The 19,135-nt window shown below is 73.5% G+C and carries 14 protein-coding genes; 3 read left to right on the top strand and 11 right to left on the bottom strand.

The window, feature by feature from the left end:
• Window positions 1–21: 21 nt before the first annotated feature.
• Both ABZ899_RS10435 and ABZ899_RS10430 read right to left on the bottom strand, forming a co-directional pair.
• Complete coding sequence (locus ABZ899_RS10435; protein ID WP_361343660.1) at window positions 22–1,377, bottom strand: NAD(P)/FAD-dependent oxidoreductase; 1,356 nt, start codon at window positions 1,375–1,377, stop codon at window positions 22–24.
• A gap of 171 nt (window positions 1,378–1,548) precedes the next feature.
• Entirely contained in the window at window positions 1,549–2,454 is a 906-nt protein-coding gene (locus tag ABZ899_RS10430; RefSeq protein WP_361343657.1) for a TIGR01777 family oxidoreductase, read from the bottom strand.
• A gap of 52 nt (window positions 2,455–2,506) precedes the next feature.
• On the opposite strand from ABZ899_RS10430, the gene ABZ899_RS10425 reads away from it, so the two are divergent.
• A complete protein-coding gene (locus ABZ899_RS10425) occupies window positions 2,507–3,007 on the top strand; it encodes a GNAT family N-acetyltransferase (RefSeq protein ID WP_361343655.1) in 501 nt (166 codons plus the stop codon).
• A 12-nt stretch (window positions 3,008–3,019) separates the two neighbouring features.
• On the opposite strand, the gene ABZ899_RS10420 is transcribed toward ABZ899_RS10425, so the two are convergent.
• A complete protein-coding gene (locus tag ABZ899_RS10420; protein WP_361343653.1) occupies window positions 3,020–4,204 on the bottom strand; it encodes a MarP family serine protease in 1,185 nt (394 codons plus the stop codon).
• A gap of 187 nt (window positions 4,205–4,391) precedes the next feature.
• On the opposite strand from ABZ899_RS10420, the gene ABZ899_RS10415 reads away from it, so the two are divergent.
• Window positions 4,392–5,276, top strand: a complete 885-nt coding sequence (locus tag ABZ899_RS10415) for a peptidoglycan recognition protein (RefSeq protein WP_361343652.1) — start codon at window positions 4,392–4,394, stop codon at window positions 5,274–5,276.
• Here the strand turns inward: ABZ899_RS10415 and ABZ899_RS10410 are convergent.
• The 7 genes from ABZ899_RS10410 to ABZ899_RS10380 form a co-directional block, all read right to left on the bottom strand.
• Entirely contained in the window at window positions 5,266–5,784 is a 519-nt protein-coding gene (locus tag ABZ899_RS10410) for a DUF4240 domain-containing protein (RefSeq protein ID WP_361344608.1), read from the bottom strand. The genes ABZ899_RS10415 and ABZ899_RS10410 overlap by 11 nt on opposite strands.
• Window positions 5,785–5,875: 91 nt before the next feature.
• The gene (locus tag ABZ899_RS10405; RefSeq protein WP_361343650.1) at window positions 5,876–6,850 is read right to left on the bottom strand and encodes a WYL domain-containing protein; all 975 of its coding nucleotides are present in this window, start codon (window positions 6,848–6,850) and stop codon (window positions 5,876–5,878) included.
• A gap of 76 nt (window positions 6,851–6,926) precedes the next feature.
• The gene (gene aceE / locus ABZ899_RS10400; RefSeq protein WP_361343647.1) at window positions 6,927–9,629 is read right to left on the bottom strand and encodes a pyruvate dehydrogenase (acetyl-transferring), homodimeric type; all 2,703 of its coding nucleotides are present in this window, start codon (window positions 9,627–9,629) and stop codon (window positions 6,927–6,929) included.
• 261 nt (window positions 9,630–9,890) lie between these two features.
• Entirely contained in the window at window positions 9,891–10,514 is a 624-nt protein-coding gene (locus tag ABZ899_RS10395) for a GntR family transcriptional regulator (RefSeq protein WP_361343645.1), read from the bottom strand.
• A gap of 287 nt (window positions 10,515–10,801) precedes the next feature.
• Window positions 10,802–12,607 carry a 2-oxoglutarate dehydrogenase, E2 component, dihydrolipoamide succinyltransferase gene (gene sucB, locus ABZ899_RS10390; protein ID WP_361343642.1) on the bottom strand — a complete coding sequence of 602 codons (1,806 nt, stop codon included), beginning with the start codon at window positions 12,605–12,607 and terminating at the stop codon, window positions 10,802–10,804.
• Between the two features lie 76 nt (window positions 12,608–12,683).
• Window positions 12,684–14,072, bottom strand: a complete 1,389-nt coding sequence (gene lpdA / locus ABZ899_RS10385; RefSeq protein ID WP_361343639.1) for a dihydrolipoyl dehydrogenase — start codon at window positions 14,070–14,072, stop codon at window positions 12,684–12,686.
• A gap of 258 nt (window positions 14,073–14,330) precedes the next feature.
• Entirely contained in the window at window positions 14,331–15,866 is a 1,536-nt protein-coding gene (locus tag ABZ899_RS10380; RefSeq protein ID WP_361343637.1) for a leucyl aminopeptidase, read from the bottom strand.
• Between the two features lie 429 nt (window positions 15,867–16,295).
• On the opposite strand from ABZ899_RS10380, the gene ABZ899_RS10375 reads away from it, so the two are divergent.
• Window positions 16,296–18,251: a hypothetical protein gene (locus ABZ899_RS10375; protein WP_361343634.1), complete on the top strand. Its 1,956-nt coding sequence runs from the start codon at window positions 16,296–16,298 to the stop codon at window positions 18,249–18,251.
• A gap of 53 nt (window positions 18,252–18,304) precedes the next feature.
• Here the strand turns inward: ABZ899_RS10375 and ABZ899_RS10370 are convergent, their stop codons facing one another.
• On the bottom strand, window positions 18,305–19,084 hold the full coding sequence (locus tag ABZ899_RS10370) for an adenosylcobinamide-GDP ribazoletransferase (RefSeq protein WP_361344606.1): 780 nt from the start codon (window positions 19,082–19,084) through the stop codon (window positions 18,305–18,307).
• Window positions 19,085–19,135 lie beyond the last annotated feature (51 nt).

The raw sequence follows: 19,135 nt of genomic DNA, 5'->3' as shown, positions 1-19,135 counted from the left end.
CCCGTAAGGGTGCCGCTGCGCTCAGGCCGCCGTCCGTAAGGGCTCCGCCCGGTTCAGGGAGCCCGCCGCGCCCAGGTCCGTCAGGATCGCCGTCGCGGCCCGGCGGGCCGAGTGCAGGGCGCCCTGGACGGTGCTGGTGTCGCGGTGGTCGCCGCACACATACAGGCCCGCCAGCAGCCGCACCGGGCGGCGCAGGTCGTGCGGCGCGGTCATCGCGGGCACGGCCTCGGGCGTGTGGTGCACGGCCAGCGTCTCCCAGCGGGCCGTCGAGGTGCCGTACAGGCGGGCCAGGTGCGTCCGTACGGCCGTGTCGACGTCCGGGGGCGGGGTGCCGAGGACCGTCGAGGTGACGAGGGCTCGGCCGGCCGGGGCGCGGCTCGGGTCGACGCGGCTGATCACCGCCGTGTACGCCACCGGGCCGCTCCGGTCGGAGTCGAGCAGCAGCGAGGCGCCGGTCTCCGGTGCCTCGTCCATCGTGTGGTGGAGAACCGTCACCGGGTGGAAACCGGGCACGCGCAGCCCCGGCAGCAGCTCGCCTGCGGTCCGCGCGTCGGTGGCCAGCAGCACCGCCCGGCACCGTATCGCGCCGTGCTCGGCGGTCGTCACGGCCGTCGTGGCGACCGAGGTGACCCGCACCCCGGTGTGCACGGTGCCCGGCGGCAGCGAGCGTGCGAGCAGGTCGGGCAGGGCCTCGGCGCCCCCCTCGGGCAGACACAGCCGGCCGCCCGCGAAGGCGTGCAGCGCGAGGTCCGCGCACCGGCTGGACGTCGTCAGCTCCGGGTCGTGCAGCAGGGCGGCGAGCAGCGGCCGCAGGAAGCCGTCGATCGTGCGCGCCGGGATGCCGCGTTCCGCGAGGGCCTGCGCGGCCGGAGCCTCCGGGCGGTTCAGCAGCCGCTCGACGGGCGCGGAGGCCAGCCGGGCGAGCGCGGCGCCGAGACGTGCCTGGTCGACGGCGGTGCCCAGCGAGGCTCCGGTGCGCGCCCGGGGGACGGCGGAGGGCCTGGGGGCGCTCGCCAGGGCGCGTACCGCGTGTAGTGCGCCCCTGGCGCGCCGCGCGTTCGCCGGGCCGGTGAGCGCGCCGGCGCGGTGCCGGCGCCCGTCGCTGTGCAGCAGCACCCCCGGGGCGAAGGACCGCAGCGCGAGCGCGTCCAGGGCCGGTGTCCGGCGGAGCTCGGGATACGACGTCGACAGAAGCTGCCCGATCCGGTCCAGCCGGAAGCCGTCGACCTTCTCGGTCGACATGCGGCCACCCGGGTAGGGGGCCGCCTCCAGGACCGCGGTGGTTATTCCTGCGCTGGTCAGCCGGTGCGCCGCGGCGAGCCCGGCGACCCCGGCTCCCACGATGACGACGTCCGCCTGGTACGCGGGCTCAAGCACGTGCCCCTCCTCGAGGTTGCGCGGCCGGTGGAGACGTCATGCCCCCAACTGGCCCAGGAAATACCCGAGTTCGGCACGAGGTTACGGACGCGACGGGTCAGGGACAGTCGCGCATCGACAGAGCACGGTCGCACGGCGGTCGCATACGGACACCGGGTCCGATCCGTCCCGCTACCGCAGGGCCGCCCGGATCGCCCCCTCGATGTCGGGGAACGCGAAGGTGAAGCCCGACTCCAGCAGCCGCTTCGGCAGCACCCGCTGACTGCCGAGGACGTCCCCGGCCATCTCGCCGAGCACGGTCCGCAGGACGGGCGCCGGGACCGGCAGCAGCGCCGGCCGGTGCAGCACACGCCCCATGGCCGCGGTGATCTCGCGGTTCGTCACCGGCTCGGGAGCGGTCACGTTGAACGGCCCCGACCACTCCTCGGCGTCCAGCAGATGCCGGATCGCCGCCACCTCGTCGTGCAGCGACACGAACGACCAGTACTGCCGCCCGTCCCCCAGCGGTCCCCCCAGCCCCGCCCGGAACAGCGGGAACAGCCGCCCCCACGCGCCGCCCTCCCGGGCCACGACCAGGCCGGTGCGCACGAACACCGTCCGCACCCCCGCCTCCCGCGCGGGCGCCGCCGCGGCCTCCCACTCCACGCACAGCTCCGGCAGGAAGCCCCCCCCAGGCGGACTCGACTCGTCGACGGCCCGCTCGCCGCTCTCGCCGTAGTAGCCGATCGCGCTGCCGTTCACGAAGGCCCGCGGCCGCTCCCCGGGCTTCAGCGCCGCCATCGCCGAGGCCAGCGCCGCCGTGCCCCGCACCCGGCCGCGCCGCAGGCTCTGCTTGTACGCCTCGGTCCAGCGCCGCGCCCCCACGTTCGCACCGGCCAGATTGACCACCGCGTCGCACCCGGCGAGCACCTCGGACGCCACCTCACCGCCCTCGGGGTCCCAGCGGACCTCGTCCGCCGCGCGGGGCGCCCGGCGTACCAGGCGGACCACCTCGTGCCCGTCCGCGACGAGCGAGCGCACCAGGGCCGCACCGATCAGACCGGAAGAACCGGCGACCACGATTCTCGACAGATCCATGCTCGCCATCCTGCCCTGAACCCGCCCTGATGCCTCCTCGTAGGCTGCGGGCATGTCCGAGTCCCTACGGCAACCCCTGCTGCGCACCGCCCGGCCCGAGGACGACGAGGAGCTGAGCCGGCTCGACCGCCTCACCTGGTCGCCCCTGCACGCCGTCGTGCCCAGGCCGCGCCCGCCCTACCCGCCCTTCTTCGACGCACGCCACGCCTGCGAGGACACCCTCGTCGCGGAGCTGGGCGGCCGCGTCGTCGGGTACATCCGCGTGGTCCCGCCGACCCGGCTCGCCTCCAACGCGCACGTACGGCAGATCCAGGGGCTGGCGGTCGCGGACGAGACCCGGGGGCACGGCGTCGGGCGGGCGCTGGTCCGCGCGGCCGTCGAGGAGGCCCGCCGCCAGGGCGCCCGGCGCCTCACCCTGCGCGTCCTCGGCCACAACGCCCCGGCCCGCGCGCTGTACGCGTCCGAGGGGTTCGTGGTGGAGGGCGTCCTGCCCGGGGAATTCCACGTGGACGGGACGTACACCGACGACGTGCTCATGGGGCGCGCCCTGTGACGCGCCCCGGCCTCACGAGGTGACCAGGTCCCCGGTGTCCACCGGGGCGGTCGAGGTCGCCGCGCGCCGGGCGGACGAGGCCACCTCGTCCGCGGTCAGGGCGTAACCCGTCTCGTCGTCGGTGGTGGAACGGGCGAAGACCACCCCGTACACCCGGCCGTCGGTGGTCAGCAGCGGCCCGCCCGAGTTGCCGGGGCGCACCGTGGAGCGGACCGAGTAGATCTCGCGGGTCACGGTCTCGTCGTTGTAGATGTTCTGGCCGGTGGCCTGCACCCGGCCGGCGACCGTCGCCGCCTGGAGGTCCAGCGCGCCGTCCTCCGGGTAGCCCGCCACGACCGCGGAGTCGCCGCGCGTGGCGTCCTCGTCGAAACGCAGGACGGGGGCGCGCAGCTGGGGCACGTACAGCACGGCCACGTCGCGCCGGGGGTCGAAGAGCACCACCCGCGCGGCGTACGACGGCCCGACGCCGCCCACGCGGACGTCCGGCCGGTCGATGCCGGCCACCACATGGGCGTTGGTCATCACGTGCTGCGGGGCGTACACGAAGCCGCTGCCCTCGCGGCCCTGGGTGCCCGCGGACCCCTCGATCTTGACGGTGCTGCGCCTGGCGGCCTCCGTGGCGGCCGGGGTGACGCTGTCGCCGGTGGGCTTGGCGACCTCGGCCGTCGACTCGTTCTCGAACGGGTTGAAGACCTGCGGGAAACCCGCCTCCGTCAGCGCGGACGTCGCCCGCGAGAACCAGGCCGGGGTGGTGTCCGGCATCGCGTCCTGCACGCCGCCCAGCAGCCGGGAGTCACGGATCGCCGACGTCAGCAGCGGCGAGGAGGACGCGGCCAGCACGCTCGCCGCCACCCAGGCCACGATCAGCACGGCCACCGCGTTGGCCACCGCCCCGCCGATGCCGTCGGCCACCCGCAGCGGCCCGCGGTCCAGCTCCCGGCGCAGCCGCAGGGCCAGCCGCCCGGCCAGCTCGTGCACCAGCACGGCGGGCAGCAGCACGGTCAGCACCGCGGCCACCGTCGCCCGGGTGGTGCCCGGCGTGACCAGGTCCATCACCCACGGCAGCAGCCACACGCCGATCGCCGCGCCGCCCACGAAGCCGGCCAGCGAGACACAGCCGGCCACCAGCCCCCGCCGGTAGCCGGACGCCGCGTAGGCCACCATCACGAGCAGCAGCAGGATGTCGAGCAGGTCCACTGAGCCGCCTTTCTCTCGGACCTCTTGGTACGCGTGCGGAGCGCGCCCTGATCAGCGCACGACGGCGTGTCACGGGGATTCGGCCACGCTGCGTACACCTGGGGGAACGCCCCGGACCCGGATGATGGTTCCACCCGGTGTCACACCCCACATCGCGGGCGGACCCGATCCGTCGGACAGTAGGACCATGTGTGCCATCCGACGGATCACGGCGGAACGGGTGCGGGGTCGCCCCGGGGAACGGGGAGTCCTCGTGGTCCTCGGCTGCGTACCGGGACTGGCCGCCGCGCTCGCGCTCGTGCTGTGCGCCGACGGGGTGGAGCGAGACGTCGAGCGGGAGAAGCGGCCCGTCGCGGCGCGCCCCGCCTCGTACCACGCGGCCCGGCCGCCCATCGTGCCCCGGGACGTCTGGCTCGACGAGGACAGCCTGCACACCCAGCCGCCCCCTCGCTACGACGACAAGGTGATCGCCGTCTTCGTCCACCACACCGACTCGCCCAACCACTACGACTGCGCCGACTCGCCCCGCATCATCCAGCACCTCTACGCCGGCCAGACCGGCGGCCGGCACTGGGACGACCTCGGCTACAACTTCGTCGTCGACCGCTGCGGCACGATCTACGAGGGCCGGGCAGGCGGCACCGACCGGGCCGTCACCGGCGCCCACACGCAGGGGTTCAACCACCGCACCGCCGGCGTCGCCGCCCTCGGCACCTTCACGGCCGGGGTGCCCGTCCCCAAGGCGATGACCGACGCGATCGCGGCGGTCGTGGCGTGGAAGCTGGGGCTCTCCGGGACGGACCCCCGCGCCAAGGTGCGGCTGACCTCCAGCAACGACCTCAGCCGCTACGCGTCCGGCACCACCGCCACGCTGCCCACCGTGGCCGGTCACAACGACGGCTTCTCGACGAGCTGCCCCGGCGCCGCCCTCAGCGCCCGCCTCCCGGAGATCAGGGCCACCGCGGCCCGCCTCCAGGGCCGGCCCGCGGGGCACGGGGGCGCGCCGGGCCGGTCCGGCGCGGGCGGGTTCCGGGCGGCCCCAGGGCGCCTCCTGGGCGTCCTCAGCCCCTGAACCGCTCCCACAGCCGGGGGAAGCGCTCCGCCAGCGCCCGCGCGTCCTCGAAGTCGACGGGGGTGCCGGACGGCTCCGCAGGCGCCGGCGGAAGACCGAGATCGGGGGCGACGGCACCGGTGAGCTGTTCGTACGCCTCGTCGGCGGCGTACCCCAGCTCCTCCCCGTCGCCGTCGAACTCCTCGTCGAAGTCGTCCAGCAGCTCGGCGAGCGCGTCCGGGTCGTGCACCGCGCCCTCGTACACCTCGCGGCCCTGGCCGATCAGCCAGCAGCGGAAGAAGTCGAAGGCGTCGTCGCCGGCCCCGTCGAGCAGGATCCACGCGGCACCCCACACGTCCCAGGTGTACGCCCGGTTGTAGCGGGCCTCGAAGTGGCGGGCGAAGTCGAGCACGGCGTCCGGGTCCAGCTGGACCAGCCGCTCCACCAGCAGATCGGCCTGCTCCTCGGGGTCGCCCGCGGCGGCCTCGCGGGTGGCGTCCACCAGCTCCCAGAACTCCGTCTCGTCCATCACGGGTCAAGCATCGGCCCTGGACCGGTGGGGCGCACGTGGAGTGCGACGGATTGTTATGGGGCGCGCGCTCGGTCGGCGTACCGCGCGCTCAGTCGGCGTACAGGGCGGCCAGGCGTATCGCGTCGGCGGCGAACCGCTCCCGCAGCGACCGCGGGGCCAGCACCTCCACCCGCGGGCCGAGCGCCGCGAGCTGACCGCGGGCGACCTCCTCCGACTCCACCGGTACGGTCACCGTCACCCAGCCGTCCCCGTCCGGGGCGCCCGCGGCCTCCAGAGCCTCCCGCGCGGCCCGCGGATCGACGGCGTACCGCAGGGCGCGCGCCCCCTCGGGGGACACCCGCAGCACGACCTCGGCGCGCAGGATCGACCGCGCGAACTGCTCGGCCCGCTCCTCCCAGAACCCCGGCAGGTCGAACGCCTCGTCCCGCTCGAACCGCCCGTCACCGGCGGCGACGGCGGTGAACCGGTCGATCCGGTACACCCGGTGGGCACCGGCCCCGGCGACCCGGGCGCACAGGTACCAGACGCCGGCCTTCAGCACGAGCCCGTACGGCTCCAGCTCCCGCTCGACCTCGTCCTCCCCGCGCCGGTAGCGGGCGACGATCCGGCGGTCGTCCCACACGGCGTCCGCGACGGCCGGCAGCAGCTCGGGGGCCTTCGGCTCCGTGAACCAGTTCGGCGCGTCCAGATGGAAGCGCTGGGCCGCCGTACGGGAGGCGTCGCGCAGCGAGGGCAGCAGGGCGGCCGACACCTTCAGCCGCGCGGCGGACGCGGCGTCCTCCAGACCCATCTCCCGCAGCGCCCCCGGCACACCGCTGAGGAACAGCGCCTCGGCCTCGCCGCGCGCGAGCCCCGTCAGCCGGGTCCGGTACCCGCCGACCAGCCGGTACCCGCCGGCGCGGCCCCGCCCGGCGTAGACCGGGACACCGGCCTCCGACAGGGCCTGCGCGTCCCGGGTGACCGTCCGTTCGGACACCTCCAGCTCCCGCGCCAGCTCGGCGGCGGTCATGGAGGGCCGGGACTGGAGCAACAGCACCATCTTGATCAGACGAGCGGCACGCATACGGTCATCATGCCGGGACCCACCGACAGCGAAGGGGTACGGCGAGTGCCGTACCCCTTCGTCATTCCCCGGCCGCTTACAGGCCGTACTTCTCGCGGGCTTCCTTCACCGCGCTGGCCTGGACCTCGCCGCGCTTCGCGAGCTGGGCCAGCGCCGCGACGACGATCGACTCGGCGTCGACCCCGAAGTGACGGCGGGCCGCGTCACGGGTGTCGGAGAGACCGAAGCCGTCGGCCCCGAGCGAGGACCAGTCCTGCTCGACCCACTGCGCGATCTGGTCCGGGACCTGGCGCATGTAGTCGGAGACCGCGAGCACCGGGCCCTCGGCGCCCTGGAGCGCCTGGCGGACGTACGGCGTCCGCTCCTCGCCGCGCAGCAGGGCCGCGTCGGCCTCCAGCGCGTCGCGGCGCAGCTCCGTCCAAGAGGTCGCGGACCACACGTCGGCGGCCACGCCCCACTCCTCGGCGAGCAGCCGCTGCGCCTTCAGCGCCCAGTGGATCGCGGTGCCGGAGCCCAGCAGCTGGACGCGCGGGGCGTTCGCCGCCGGGGACAGCCCGGCCGTCTCCGCCGTGTTGAAGCGGTACAGGCCCTTGACGATGCCCTGGTCGATGCCGTCCACCACGGGCTTCGCGGGCTGCGGCAGCGGCTCGTTGTAGACGGTCAGGTAGTAGAAGACGTCCTGGTCCTCGCCGGGGGCCGCCTCGCCGTACATCCGGCGCAGACCGTCCTTGACGATGGCCGCGACCTCGTAGGCGAAGGCCGGGTCGTACGTCAGCGCCGCCGGGTTGGTCGCCGCGATGACGGGGGAGTGGCCGTCGGCGTGCTGCAGGCCCTCACCGGTCAGGGTGGTGCGGCCGGCCGTCGCGCCGACGAGGAAGCCGCGGCCGAGCTGGTCGCCGAGCTGCCACATCTGGTCGGCCGTGCGCTGCCAGCCGAACATCGAGTAGAAGATGTAGAACGGGATCATCGCCTCGCCGTGCGTCGCGTACGACGTCGAAGCGGCGATGAAGTCGGCCATCGAACCGGCCTCGGTGATCCCCTCGTTGAGGATCTGCCCGTTCTTGGCCTCCTTGTAGTACATGAGCTGGTCGCGGTCGACCGGCTCGTACGTCTGGCCCTTCGGCGAGTAGATGCCGAGGGACGGGAAGAGGCTCTCCATGCCGAAGGTGCGCGCCTCGTCGGGGACGATCGGCACCCAGCGCCGGCCCGTCTCCTTGTCGCGGACCAGGTCCTTGACCAGACGGACGAAGGCCATGGTGGTGGCCACGTTCTGCGAGCCGGAGCCCTTGTCGAAGGCGGCGAACGCCTTGTCGGCGGGGGCCGGCAGCGGGGCCACCGGGTGGAGGCGGCGGGCCGGGGCGGGACCGCCGAGGGCCGCGCGGCGCTCCTGGAGGTAGCGCACCTCGGGGGAGTCGGCGCCCGGGTGGCCGTAGGGCACCACGCCGTCGACGAAGTCGCTGTCCGCGACCGGCAGGTCCAGGCGGTCGCGCATCGCCTTGAACTCGTCCACCGTCAGCTTCTTCATCTGGTGGTTGGCGTTCTTCGACGCGAAGCCCTCACCGAGGGTGTGGCCCTTGACCGTCTGGGCCAGGATCACGGTCGGCGCGCCCTTGAACTCGACGGCGGCCTTGTAGGCGGCGTACACCTTGCGGGCCTCGTGGCCACCGCGGGAGAGGTGGAAGCACTCGAGGATCTTGTCGTCGCTCAGCAGCTTCGCCATCTCGGCGAGCGCCGGGTCCTTGCCGAAGAAGTCCTCGCGGATGTAGGCGGCGTCGCGCGTCTGGTACGTCTGCACCTGCGCGTCCGGTACCTCACGCAGGCGGCGTACGAGCGCGCCCGTGGTGTCGAGCTGGAACAGCTCGTCCCAGGCCGTGCCCCACAGCGTCTTGACCACGTTCCAGCCGGCGCCGCGGAACTGGGCCTCCAGCTCCTGCACGATCTTGAAGTTGGCGCGGACCGGGCCGTCGAGGCGCTGCAGGTTGCAGTTGATGACGAAGGTCAGGTTGTCCAGGCCCTCGCGGGAGGCGAGTGCGAGGGCGGCCGTCGACTCCGGCTCGTCCATCTCACCGTCACCGAGGAACGCCCAGACGTGGGAGGACGAGACGTCCTTGATGCCACGGGCGGTCAGATAGCGGTTGAAGCGCGCCTGGTAGATCGCCGACAGCGGGCCGAGGCCCATGGACACCGTCGGGAACTCCCACAGCCAGGGCAGCCGGCGCGGGTGCGGGTACGACGGCAGGCCGTTGCCGCCGGCCTCCTGGCGGAAGTTGTCCAGGTGCTGCTCGGTGAGGCGGCCGTCGAGGAAGGCGCGGGCGTAGATGCCCGGCGAGGCGTGGCCCTGGATGTAGAGCTGGTCGCCGCTGCCGTCGCCCTCCTTGCCCTTGAAGAAGTGGTTGAAGCCGGTCTCGTAGAGCCAGGCGGCGGAGGCGAAGGTGGCGATGTGGCCGCCGACGCCGTGCTTGGAGCCCCGGGTCACCATCGCGGCCGCGTTCCAGCGGTTCCACGCGGTGATCCGGCGCTCCATCTCCTCGTCACCGGGTACGCCGGGCTCACCGGCGGTCGGGATGGTGTTGACGTAGTCGGTCTCGAGGAGCTTCGGCAGCGCGATGCCGGTGCCCTCGGCCCGCTCCAGCGTGCGGCGCATCAGGTATGCGGCGCGGTGCGGGCCAGCCGCCTTGGCGACCGCGTCCAGCGAGGCCTGCCACTCGGCGGTCTCCTCCGGGTCACGGTCGGGGAGCTGGTCGAGCGCGCTCGGCTGGATGGCGTTGGGGTCGGTCATGTCGCCGCCTTCCTCAGTCGAAGGGGGTTCCCTCATCGGCAAGGGTTCGGGGTTGCCCTTTGTCTTTGGCAGGACAGGGCGGGGACCTCGGTAGAGGTCCAGCGGTGACAATAACTCCCTGATCGATGATCGATCAAAGGGTTCCGGGGTAAAACACGGCGATCCGGGGAAAGTCGGCATGCGGTGCCTCGGTGAATGGCACCGGGTGCCGCGTTTTCGAAGGATCTCCGCAGGTGAGCGGGGTGATGCTCGCCTGTCGGATCAGGCCCTGGGGGCGCAGCCGAGCACGTGCGCCTTCACCAGTTCCGCGATCCTCGGGTCCCGCCGGCGGAACGCCTGGACGAGCTCCTCGTGCTCCTCCGCGTACGACTGCTGAACGGTGCCGAGCCAGCGGATGGACAGAGCGGTGAAGACCTCGATGCCGAGGCCCTCCCAGGTGTGCAGCAGCACCGAGTTGCCCGCGGCCCGCACCAGCTCGCGGTGGAAGCCCACGGTGTGCCGCACCTGCCCGGTGCCGTCGGCGTCCCGGTCGGCCTCGTACAGGGCCGCCACGTGCGGTTCCAGCGCGGAGCAGTCCTCGGCGAGGCGGTCCGCCGCCAGCTCGGCGGCTATGGCCTCCAGGCCGGCCCGGACCGGGTAGCTCTCCTCCAGGTCGCCCGCGGTCAGGTTCCGCACCCGCACGCCCTTGTTCGGGGCGGACTCGATCAGCCGCAGCGACTCCAGCTCGCGCAGTGCCTCCCGCACCGGGGTCTGGCTGACCTCCAGCTCGGTGGCGATGCGCCGCTCGACGATCCGCTCGCCCGGCTGCCAGCGCCCGCTGATGATCCCCTCAAGGATGTGCTCGCGGATCTGTTCGCGCAGCGAGTGGATGACGGGCGCGGTCATGAAAGCTCCTTAGGGCGCGTTGACGTTTAGACAATACGGCGGTCGCGCTCCGCGGGGTGGGGTGACAGCGGTGCTTTGGTGCAGGTGAGACGAGACTTACACGGGGTTCGAAGCGCAGGGCGCCCAGGAGCCGGGTGTGCGGGGCCGGCGGGCGGGCGCGGGCCCGTCGTGACCGGTCGCGCCGTTCCCCGCGCGCTCGCGGGCGTCGCGGTGCGGCCCTGCCGGAACAAGCGGCGCCCCGCCCGGGTGAGCCCGGGCGGGGCGCCGTATGCCGATCAGAAGGACCCTCAGAGGCCGAGCTCGACCTCGAACTCGCCCGCCTCGAGGATCGTCTTGACCGCCGTCAGGTAGCGGGCCGCGTCGGCGCCGTCCACCAGGCGGTGGTCGTAGGACAGGGTCAGGTACGTCATGTCGCGGACGCCGATGACCGTGCCCTCCTCGGTCTCGATGACCGCCGGGCGCTTGACCGTGGCACCGATGCCGAGGATCGCGACCTGGCCCGGCGGCACGATGATCGTGTCGAAGAGCGCACCGCGCGAACCAGTGTTGGAGATGGTGAAGGTCGCGCCGGACAGCTCGTCGGGCGTGATCTTGTTGCTGCGGACCTTGCCCGCCAGCTCCGCCGTGGCCTTGGCGATGCCCGCGATGTTGAGGTCGCCGGCGTGCTTGATGACCGGGGTCATCAGGCCCTTCTCGGAGTCCACCGCGATTCCGACGTTCTCGGAGTCGAAGTAGGTGATCGTGCCCTCGGCCTCGTTGATCCTGGCGTTGATGACCGGGTGGGCCTTCAGCGCCTGGGCCGCCGCCTTCACGAAGAACGGCATCGGGGAGAGCTTGACGCCCTCGCGCGCGGCGAAGGAGTCCTTGGCCTGGGCGCGCAGGCGCATCAGGCGGGTGACGTCGACCTCGACGACCGAGGACAGCTGCGCCTGCTCGCGCAGCGCCTTGACCATGTTGTCGCCGATGACCTTGCGGATGCGCGGCATCTTGACGGTCTGGCCGCGGAGGGGGGAGGCCTCCAGGGTCGGCGCCTTCTTGGCGGCCGGGGCCGCGGCGGCCGGAGCCGGCGCGGTGGTGGCGGCCTTCGCGGCCTCGGCGGCGGCGACGACGTCCTGCTTGCGGATACGGCCGCCGACGCCGGTGCCCTTGACGGAGCCCAGGTCGACGCCGTGCTCGGCGGCCAGCTTGCGCACCAGCGGGGTGACGTAGGCGCCCTCGTCGGTGGCCTGGGCGGCCGGAGAGGCGGGGGCGGCGGGGGCCTTCGCCGGAGCCGGAGCTGCCGGGGCCGCCGGAGCGGGGGCCGGGGCGGCGGGCTGGGCCGGTGCCGGGGCGGCAGCGGCGGGCGCGGCCGGGGCGGCGGGGGCCGGGGCGGGCTCGGCGGGCTGGGCCGGCTCCGCGGGGGCGGCCGGAGCCTGCGCGGCGGGGGCCGGGGCCTCCTGCGCCGGGGCGGCCGCCGGAGCGGCACCCGCGGCGCCGATGACGGCGAGCTTGGCGCCGACCTCGGCCGTCTCGTCCTCGCCGACCACGATCTCCAGCAGGGTGCCGGACGCGGGGGCGGGGATCTCGGTGTCGACCTTGTCCGTGGAGACCTCGAGCAGCGGCTCGTCGGCCTCGACGGAGTCACCGACCGACTTCAGCCAGCGGGTGACGGTGCCCTCGGTGACGGACTCGCCGAGCGCGGGCAGGACGACGTCCGTGCCCTCGGCGGAGCCGCCGCCGGACGCGGCCTCGGCGGTCGGAGCGGGCGCCGGGGCGGCCTGCTCGGTGGACGGCGCGGCGGCGGCCGGCTCCGGAGCCGCGGCGGGCTCGGGCTCGGGCTCGGCGGCCGGGGCCGGGGCGGCGGCCGGGGCGCCGGAGCCGTCGTCGATCACGGCCAGCTCGGCGCCGACCTCGACCGTCTCGTCCTCGGCGACCTTGATGGAGGACAGCACGCCGGACGCGGGCGAGGGGATCTCGGTGTCGACCTTGTCGGTGGAGACCTCGAGCAGCGGCTCGTCGGCCTCGACGCGCTCACCCTCGGCCTTCAGCCAGCGGGTGACGGTGCCCTCGGTGACGCTCTCGCCGAGCGCCGGAAGGGTTACGGAAACCGCCATGGTTTCGGTTGCTCCTTACGAATTGCGGAAGTCTGTGGGCGTCGCTTTGACGCGGAGTCGCTTCGTCGGCCGAGGGTCAGTCGTGCGCGTGCAGCGGCTTGCCCGCCAGGGCCAGGTGCGCCTCGCCGAGCGCCTCGTTCTGCGTCGGGTGGGCGTGGATGAGCTGGGCGACCTCGGCCGGCAGCGCCTCCCAGTTGTAGATCAGCTGGGCCTCGCCGACCTGCTCCCCCATGCGGTCGCCGACCATGTGGACGCCGACCACGGCGCCGTCCTTGACCTGGACGAGCTTGATCTCGCCCGCGGTGTTCAGGATCTTGCTCTTGCCGTTGCCCGCGAGGTTGTACTTCAGAGCGACGACCTTGTCCGCACCGTAGATCTCCTTGGCCTTGGCCTCGGTGATGCCGACGGAGGCGACCTCCGGGTGGCAGTAGGTCACGCGGGGGACACCGTCGTAGTCGATCGGGACGGTCTTCAGACCGGCCAGCCGCTCGGCCACCAGGATGCCCTCGGCGAAGCCGACGTGCGCGAGCTGGAGGGTGGGGACGAGGTCACCGACGGCGGAGACGGTCGGCACGTTGGTGCGCATGTACTCGTCGACGAGGACGTAGCCGCGGTCCATCGCGACGCCCTGCTCCTCGTAGCCGAGGCCCTGCGAGACCGGGCCGCGGCCGACGGCGACCAGCAGCACCTCGGCCTCGAACTCCTTGCCGTCGGCGAGGGTGACCTTGACACCGTCCTGGGTGTACTCGGCCTTCTGGAAGAAGGTGCCCAGGTTGAACTTGATGCCGCGCTTGCGGAAGGCGCGCTCCAGGAGCTTGGAGCTGTTCTCGTCCTCGACCGGGACGAGGTGCTTCAGGCCCTCGATGACCGTGACGTCGGCGCCGAACGACTTCCACGCCGAGGCGAACTCGACGCCGATGACGCCGCCGCCCAGGATGATCGCGGACTTCGGCACGCGGTCCAGGACGAGGGCGTGGTCCGAGGAGATGATCCGGTCGCCGTCGATGTCCAGGCCCGGCAGGGACTTCGGCACGGAGCCGGTGGCGAGCAGCACGTGGCGGCCCTGGATCCGCTGCCCGTTCACGTCGACGGAGGTGGGGGAGGACAGCCGGCCCTCACCCTCGATGTACGTCACCTTGCGGGAGGCCACGAGACCCTGGAGTCCCTTGTACAGACCGGCGATCACGCCGTCCTTGTACTTGTGGACCCCGGCGATGTCGATGCCCTCGAAGGTGGCCTTCACGCCGAACTGCGCGCTCTCGCGGGCCTGGTCGGCGATCTCGCCCGCGTGCAGCAGGGCCTTGGTGGGGATGCATCCCCGGTGCAGGCAGGTGCCGCCGACCTTGTCCTTCTCGATCAGGGCGACGTCCAGGCCCAGCTGCGCTCCGCGCAGGGCCGCGGCGTAACCGCCACTACCACCGCCGAGGATCACTAGGTCGAAAACGGTGCTGGCGTCGTTCGCCACGTCACGTCCTCCATGCATGTGCGCCGTACGCCGGTCAGCGTTGACCGGTCGGCGGCTGGTGTCCGGCCGCTCTTTCTTCGGCCCTGTGGTGGGGGCCCTGTCCTGCCGAGCCCCATCTTCGCACCTGTCCACACCGAACGAGACGCCGGGCCGGTGTGTGAGACGTCCCACTCACCGCCGTCCGGTGGGCCGTGAACCCGACGGAGACGGGGCCTCGCCCTACCCGCGTGCGAGGCCCCGTCGGCCGGGAACCGGGTGTCAGCCCAGGTCGCCCGCGGCCGTCAGCTCGGCCAGCCGCACCAGCGTCCGCACCGCGGAGCCCGTGCCGCCCTTGGGCGTGTACCCGAAGGGGCCGCCCTCGTTGAACGCCGGGCCGGCGATGTCGAGGTGCGCCCAGGTGATGCCCTCGCCCACGAACTCGCGCAGGAAGAGACCCGCGACCAGGCCGCCGCCCATCCGCTCGCCCATGTTGGCGATGTCGGCGGTCGGGGAGTCCATGCCCTTGCGCAGGTGCTCCGGCAGCGGCATCGGCCACGATGCCTCGCCGACCTCCTCGGCGGCCTCCACGACGGCCGCGCGGAACGCGTCGTCGTTGGCCATCACACCGAAGGTGCGGGAGCCGAGCGCCAGCACCATCGCGCCGGTCAGGGTCGCCACGTCCACGATGGCGTCCGGCTTCTCCAGGGAGGCCGCCCACAGCGCGTCGGCCAGTACCAGCCGGCCCTCGGCGTCGGTGTTGAGGACCTCGACGGTCTTGCCGCTGAACATGCGCAGCACGTCACCGGGACGGGTGGCGGAGCCGGAGGGCATGTTCTCGGCCAGCGCCAGCCAGCCGGTGACGTTGACCTCGAGGCCGAGGCGCGCGGCGGCGACGACGGCGGCGAACACGGCGGCCGCGCCGCTCATGTCGCACTTCATCGTCTCGTTGTGCCCGGCCGGCTTCAGCGAGATGCCGCCCGAGTCGTAGGTGATGCCCTTGCCCACGAGGGCGAGGTGCTTGGCGTTGCGCGAGTGCGTGTACGACAGCTTCACCAGGCGCGGGCCGGAGGCGGAGCCGGCCCCGACGCCGAGGATGCCGCCGTAGCCGCCCTTGGCGAGCGCCTTCTCGTCGAGCACCTGCACCTTGATGCCGTGCTCCTTGGCGGCCGCCGCGGCGATCGCGGCGAACGACTCCGGGTTGAGGTCGTTCGGGGGGGTGTTGATGAGGTCCCGGGCGCGGTTCAGCTCCTCGGAGACGGCCGTGGCGCGCTCGAGCGCGGCCTTGTGCGCCTTGTCGCGGGGCTTGGCGCCGAGCAGCACGGCCTCGGCGAGGGGCGCCTTGCCGTTCCCGCGCTCCCCGGAGGTGTTCTTGTAGGCGTCGAAGGAGTAGGCGCCGAGCAGGACTCCCTCGGCGATCGCGCCGAGGTCGGCGGCGTCGGCCAACGGCAGTGCGAACGCGGCCTTTTTGGAACCGGCGAGGGCGCGCCCGGCCACACCGGCCGCCTTGCGCAGGACCTCGCCGTCGAAACCGGCCTCCTCGTCCTCGGGCAGGGCGCCGAGGCCGACCGCCACGACGACCGGGGTCTTGAAGCCGGACGGGGCGGGGAGCTTCGTCACCTCGCCCTCGGAGCCGGATGCGCCGAGGGTCTCCAGGACGCCGCCGAGCTTGCCGTCGTACGCCTGGTCCACGGCCTCGGCGCCGGGGGCGACGACCAGGCCCGCGCCCTTGGAGCCGGCGCCCTTGGCGACACCGATCACGAGCGCGTCGGCGCGCAGGCCGGGCGCCGCTGCGGTGCTGAGAGTCAGAGCAGTCACGGTGGTGATTTCTCGCTTCCGATGTGAAGTTGCGGTGGCCGAAAGGTGTGGGTCGGCCGGGCCCGAGGGCCGACCCTAGTTCCGACCTGGCGGTGCGGGTGTCAGCGGGGCCTTCCCCGGTACGGCACGAACCTGCGGCTGAGCCTACGCTCGCAGGAGCATTCGCTCATTCCTGCGGTCGGTCACCCGTCCGTGGCGTCGCGCCGCTTCCCGATCCCCGGCACCGGTGAGCTGAGTCACACTCGTGTGGTTTCCGGCGAGCGATCCGCTCGCCGTTTCGCATGATTTCCACGGATCCTCCGCAGCTCCCGCACGCGGAGTGCCCGGGGATCCTCCGGGGGGAAGGACGAACCATGGCGCACGGAGCGCACCGTTGGAGGGGCGGCCGCCGTATCGGCGGCCGCCGGTCTGCTGGCGCTGGGCCTGGGCGTGCCCGGTGCCTCGGCCGCGGCCGAACCGCGCGTCGACCTCAAGGTGCTCGTCGTGGACGACGGCGGCAGCGCGGTCCAGGCCATCACCGCACAGCTCGGCAGCACCGGCATCCCGTACACCACCGTCGACCTGAACGACACGAACCGCCCGGCCGTCACCCAGGCGTTCCTCAGCGACAGCGTCGGCGGCACCCCGCGCGCCAAGTACCAGGGCGTCGTGCTGCCCCACGATGCCCCCTTCGGCGCGGGCTCGGCCGAGCAGACCGCGCTGGAGGACTTCGAGCGCGCCTTCGGCATCCCACAGGTGGACGCCTACACCTGGGCCCACCCGGGCGTCGGCCTCGACCACACCACCGAGGGCGGCTGGGCGGGCAGCCTCGACGGACACGAGGCCGCGGTCACCGCCCAGGGCCGGGCCGGTGCCTTCGGCTATCTCGACGGCGCCTTCACCTTCGAGGACAACGACCCGTCCGTGCCGGAGAGTTACGGCTACGCCGCCCGGCCCCGCGCCGGCTTCACCAGCTACGTCGACGTCCCGGTGCCGGGGGGCTCCGGGCGGGGCAGCCTGGTCGGCGAGTACGCCGCCGACGGGCGCCGCCGGCTCGTCGTCACCTTCGCCTACAACCAGTACCAGCAGCAGTTCCGGCTGCTGGCCCGCGGCATCGTCGAGTGGCTGACCCAGGGCGTCCACCTCGGCCGGGCGCGCAACTACCTCGCCGTGCACGTCGACGACGTCTTCGCGCCCGACGCCCGCTGGGACACCGAGCGCAACTGCACACCCGGGGACATCGACTGCGCCGGGGGCGGCGGCGAGGAGGCCCCGCCGATCCGGATGACCGAGCAGGACGCGGTCCGGGCCGCGCAGTGGCAGCGCGAGAGCGGTTTCCAGCTGGACATGGTCTACAACGCGGGCTCGGGCGAGGAGTGGAAGACCGAGCACGGCGGCACCGACGCCCTCACCGCGCGGCTGCTCGCCGACCGCGACCAGTACCGCTGGATCAACCACACCTACACGCACCCGTTCCTCGGCTGTGTGCAGGACACCTCGACCGTGCCGTGGAGCTGCGCCAGGAACGCCGACGGCTCGGTCCGGTACATGAGCCGGTCCGAGATCTCCGCCCAGATCAGGGACAACCACACCTGGGGCGTGGCCGAGGGCCTCCCGCTCGACCGCACGGAACTGGTCACCGGCGAGCACTCGGGCCTGAAGACCCTGCCGCAGCAGCCCGCCGACAACCCCGACCTGGCCGGCGCCCTCGCCGACAACGGGGTCAGGTGGATCGCCTCGGACAACTCCCGCGAGGCCGCCCAGCGCCCGGTCGGCTCCGCCCTCACCGTGCCCCGCTACCCGATGAACGTGTACTACAACACGGGCACCGCTCGGGAGATGGCCGACGAGTACAACTGGATCTACACCTCGAAGGCCGACGGCGGCAGCGGCATCTGCGAGTCCAGCTCTTTCTCCACCTGCCTCGACGAGCCGCTGGACGTCGCGACCGGATACGCGGAGCACATCGTGCCGCAGGAGGCCCGGGCCGCCCTCGGGCACGTCATCTCCAACGACCCGCGCCCGCACTACGTCCACCAGTCCAACCTGGCCGAGGACCGGATCCTCTACCCGGTCCTGGACAGGGTGCTCGCCGACCACCGCGCCCTGTTCGCGGACAACACCCCGCTGGAGAATCTCCGCCAGAGCGCCATCGGCACCGAGTTCAAGCGCCGTGACGCCTGGCGGACCGCCCTCTCCCAGGGCCGGGTGACCGCCTACCGCGTCGGCTCCAAGGTCACCGTGAGCGCGCCCTCCGGGGTGCAGATCCCGGTGACCGCCCCGGAGGGCACCCGCAGGCAACTCCTGCTCGGGACCGCCGTCTTCGGCACCCCGTACGCGGGTCTGCGCTCGGCGTGGACGACGCCGGAGCCGCTCCAGACGGCGGTGACGCTGCGGCTGCCGTAGCCGTCCGTCGGGACCGTCCGCCCGGCGACGTGCGGCGGTTCCCCGCCCGGGGCTCAGCCCAGCGACAGCACGACGAGCGCGGTCGTGGCCGCCGTCTCCGCGAGCCCGCCGAAGACGTCCCCGGTGACCCCGCCGAAGCGGCGGACGCAGTGCCGCAGCAGCAGCTCGGCGCAGCCGAGCGCGGCCAGGACCGCTACCGCGGCGCGTACGGCACCGTCCGTGCCGAGGGTCGCCCCCGCGGCGGCGGCCACCGCGGTCACGGCCAGGGCGGCGCCGGCCGCGGCCCGCACCGGGACCACCCCGGCGACCGCGGCCCCCAGTCCCTCCGGGCGGGCGGTGGGCACACCCGTGCGGGCGGCGAGGGTGAGCGCGAGCCGGGCGGTGACGGCCGCGACGGCGGTGGCCAGAGCGCCCCGGACCCACGAGTCGCCGTACAGCCGGGCCAGCGCGGCGACCTGCGCGAGCAGGACGAACAGCAGCGTGATCACACCGAACGGCCCGATGTCCGACTGCTTCATGATCCGCAGTGCGTCCTCGGCCGGCTTGCCGCTGCCGAGCCCGTCCGCGGTGTCGGCGAGCCCGTCCAGGTGCAGCCCCCGGGTGAGGACGGCCGGGACGGCGGCCGCCGCGACGGCGGCGAGCAGGGGACCGGCGCCGAGGAACAGCAGCACCAGGGCGGCGGCCGCCGCCCCGCAGCCCAGCACCACCCCGACCAGCGGGGCGCACAGCATCCCGCCGCGCGCCGCCTCCCGGTCCCAGCGCTCCACCCGCACCGGGAGCGCGCTCAGCGTGCCGAAGGCGAAACGGAGGCCGTGCGGGGGCGGTGGGGTCATGGACACGCCCGCAGACTAGCCCGGACGTCCGTCCCGCCGGGCAGCCCACCC

The sequence above is a fragment of the Streptomyces sp. NPDC046859 genome (genome assembly GCF_040645135.1).
In the GTDB taxonomy this organism is placed as follows: Bacteria; Actinomycetota; Actinomycetes; order Streptomycetales; family Streptomycetaceae; genus Streptomyces.
This window is presented reverse-complemented; position numbering and strand designations above follow the sequence as displayed.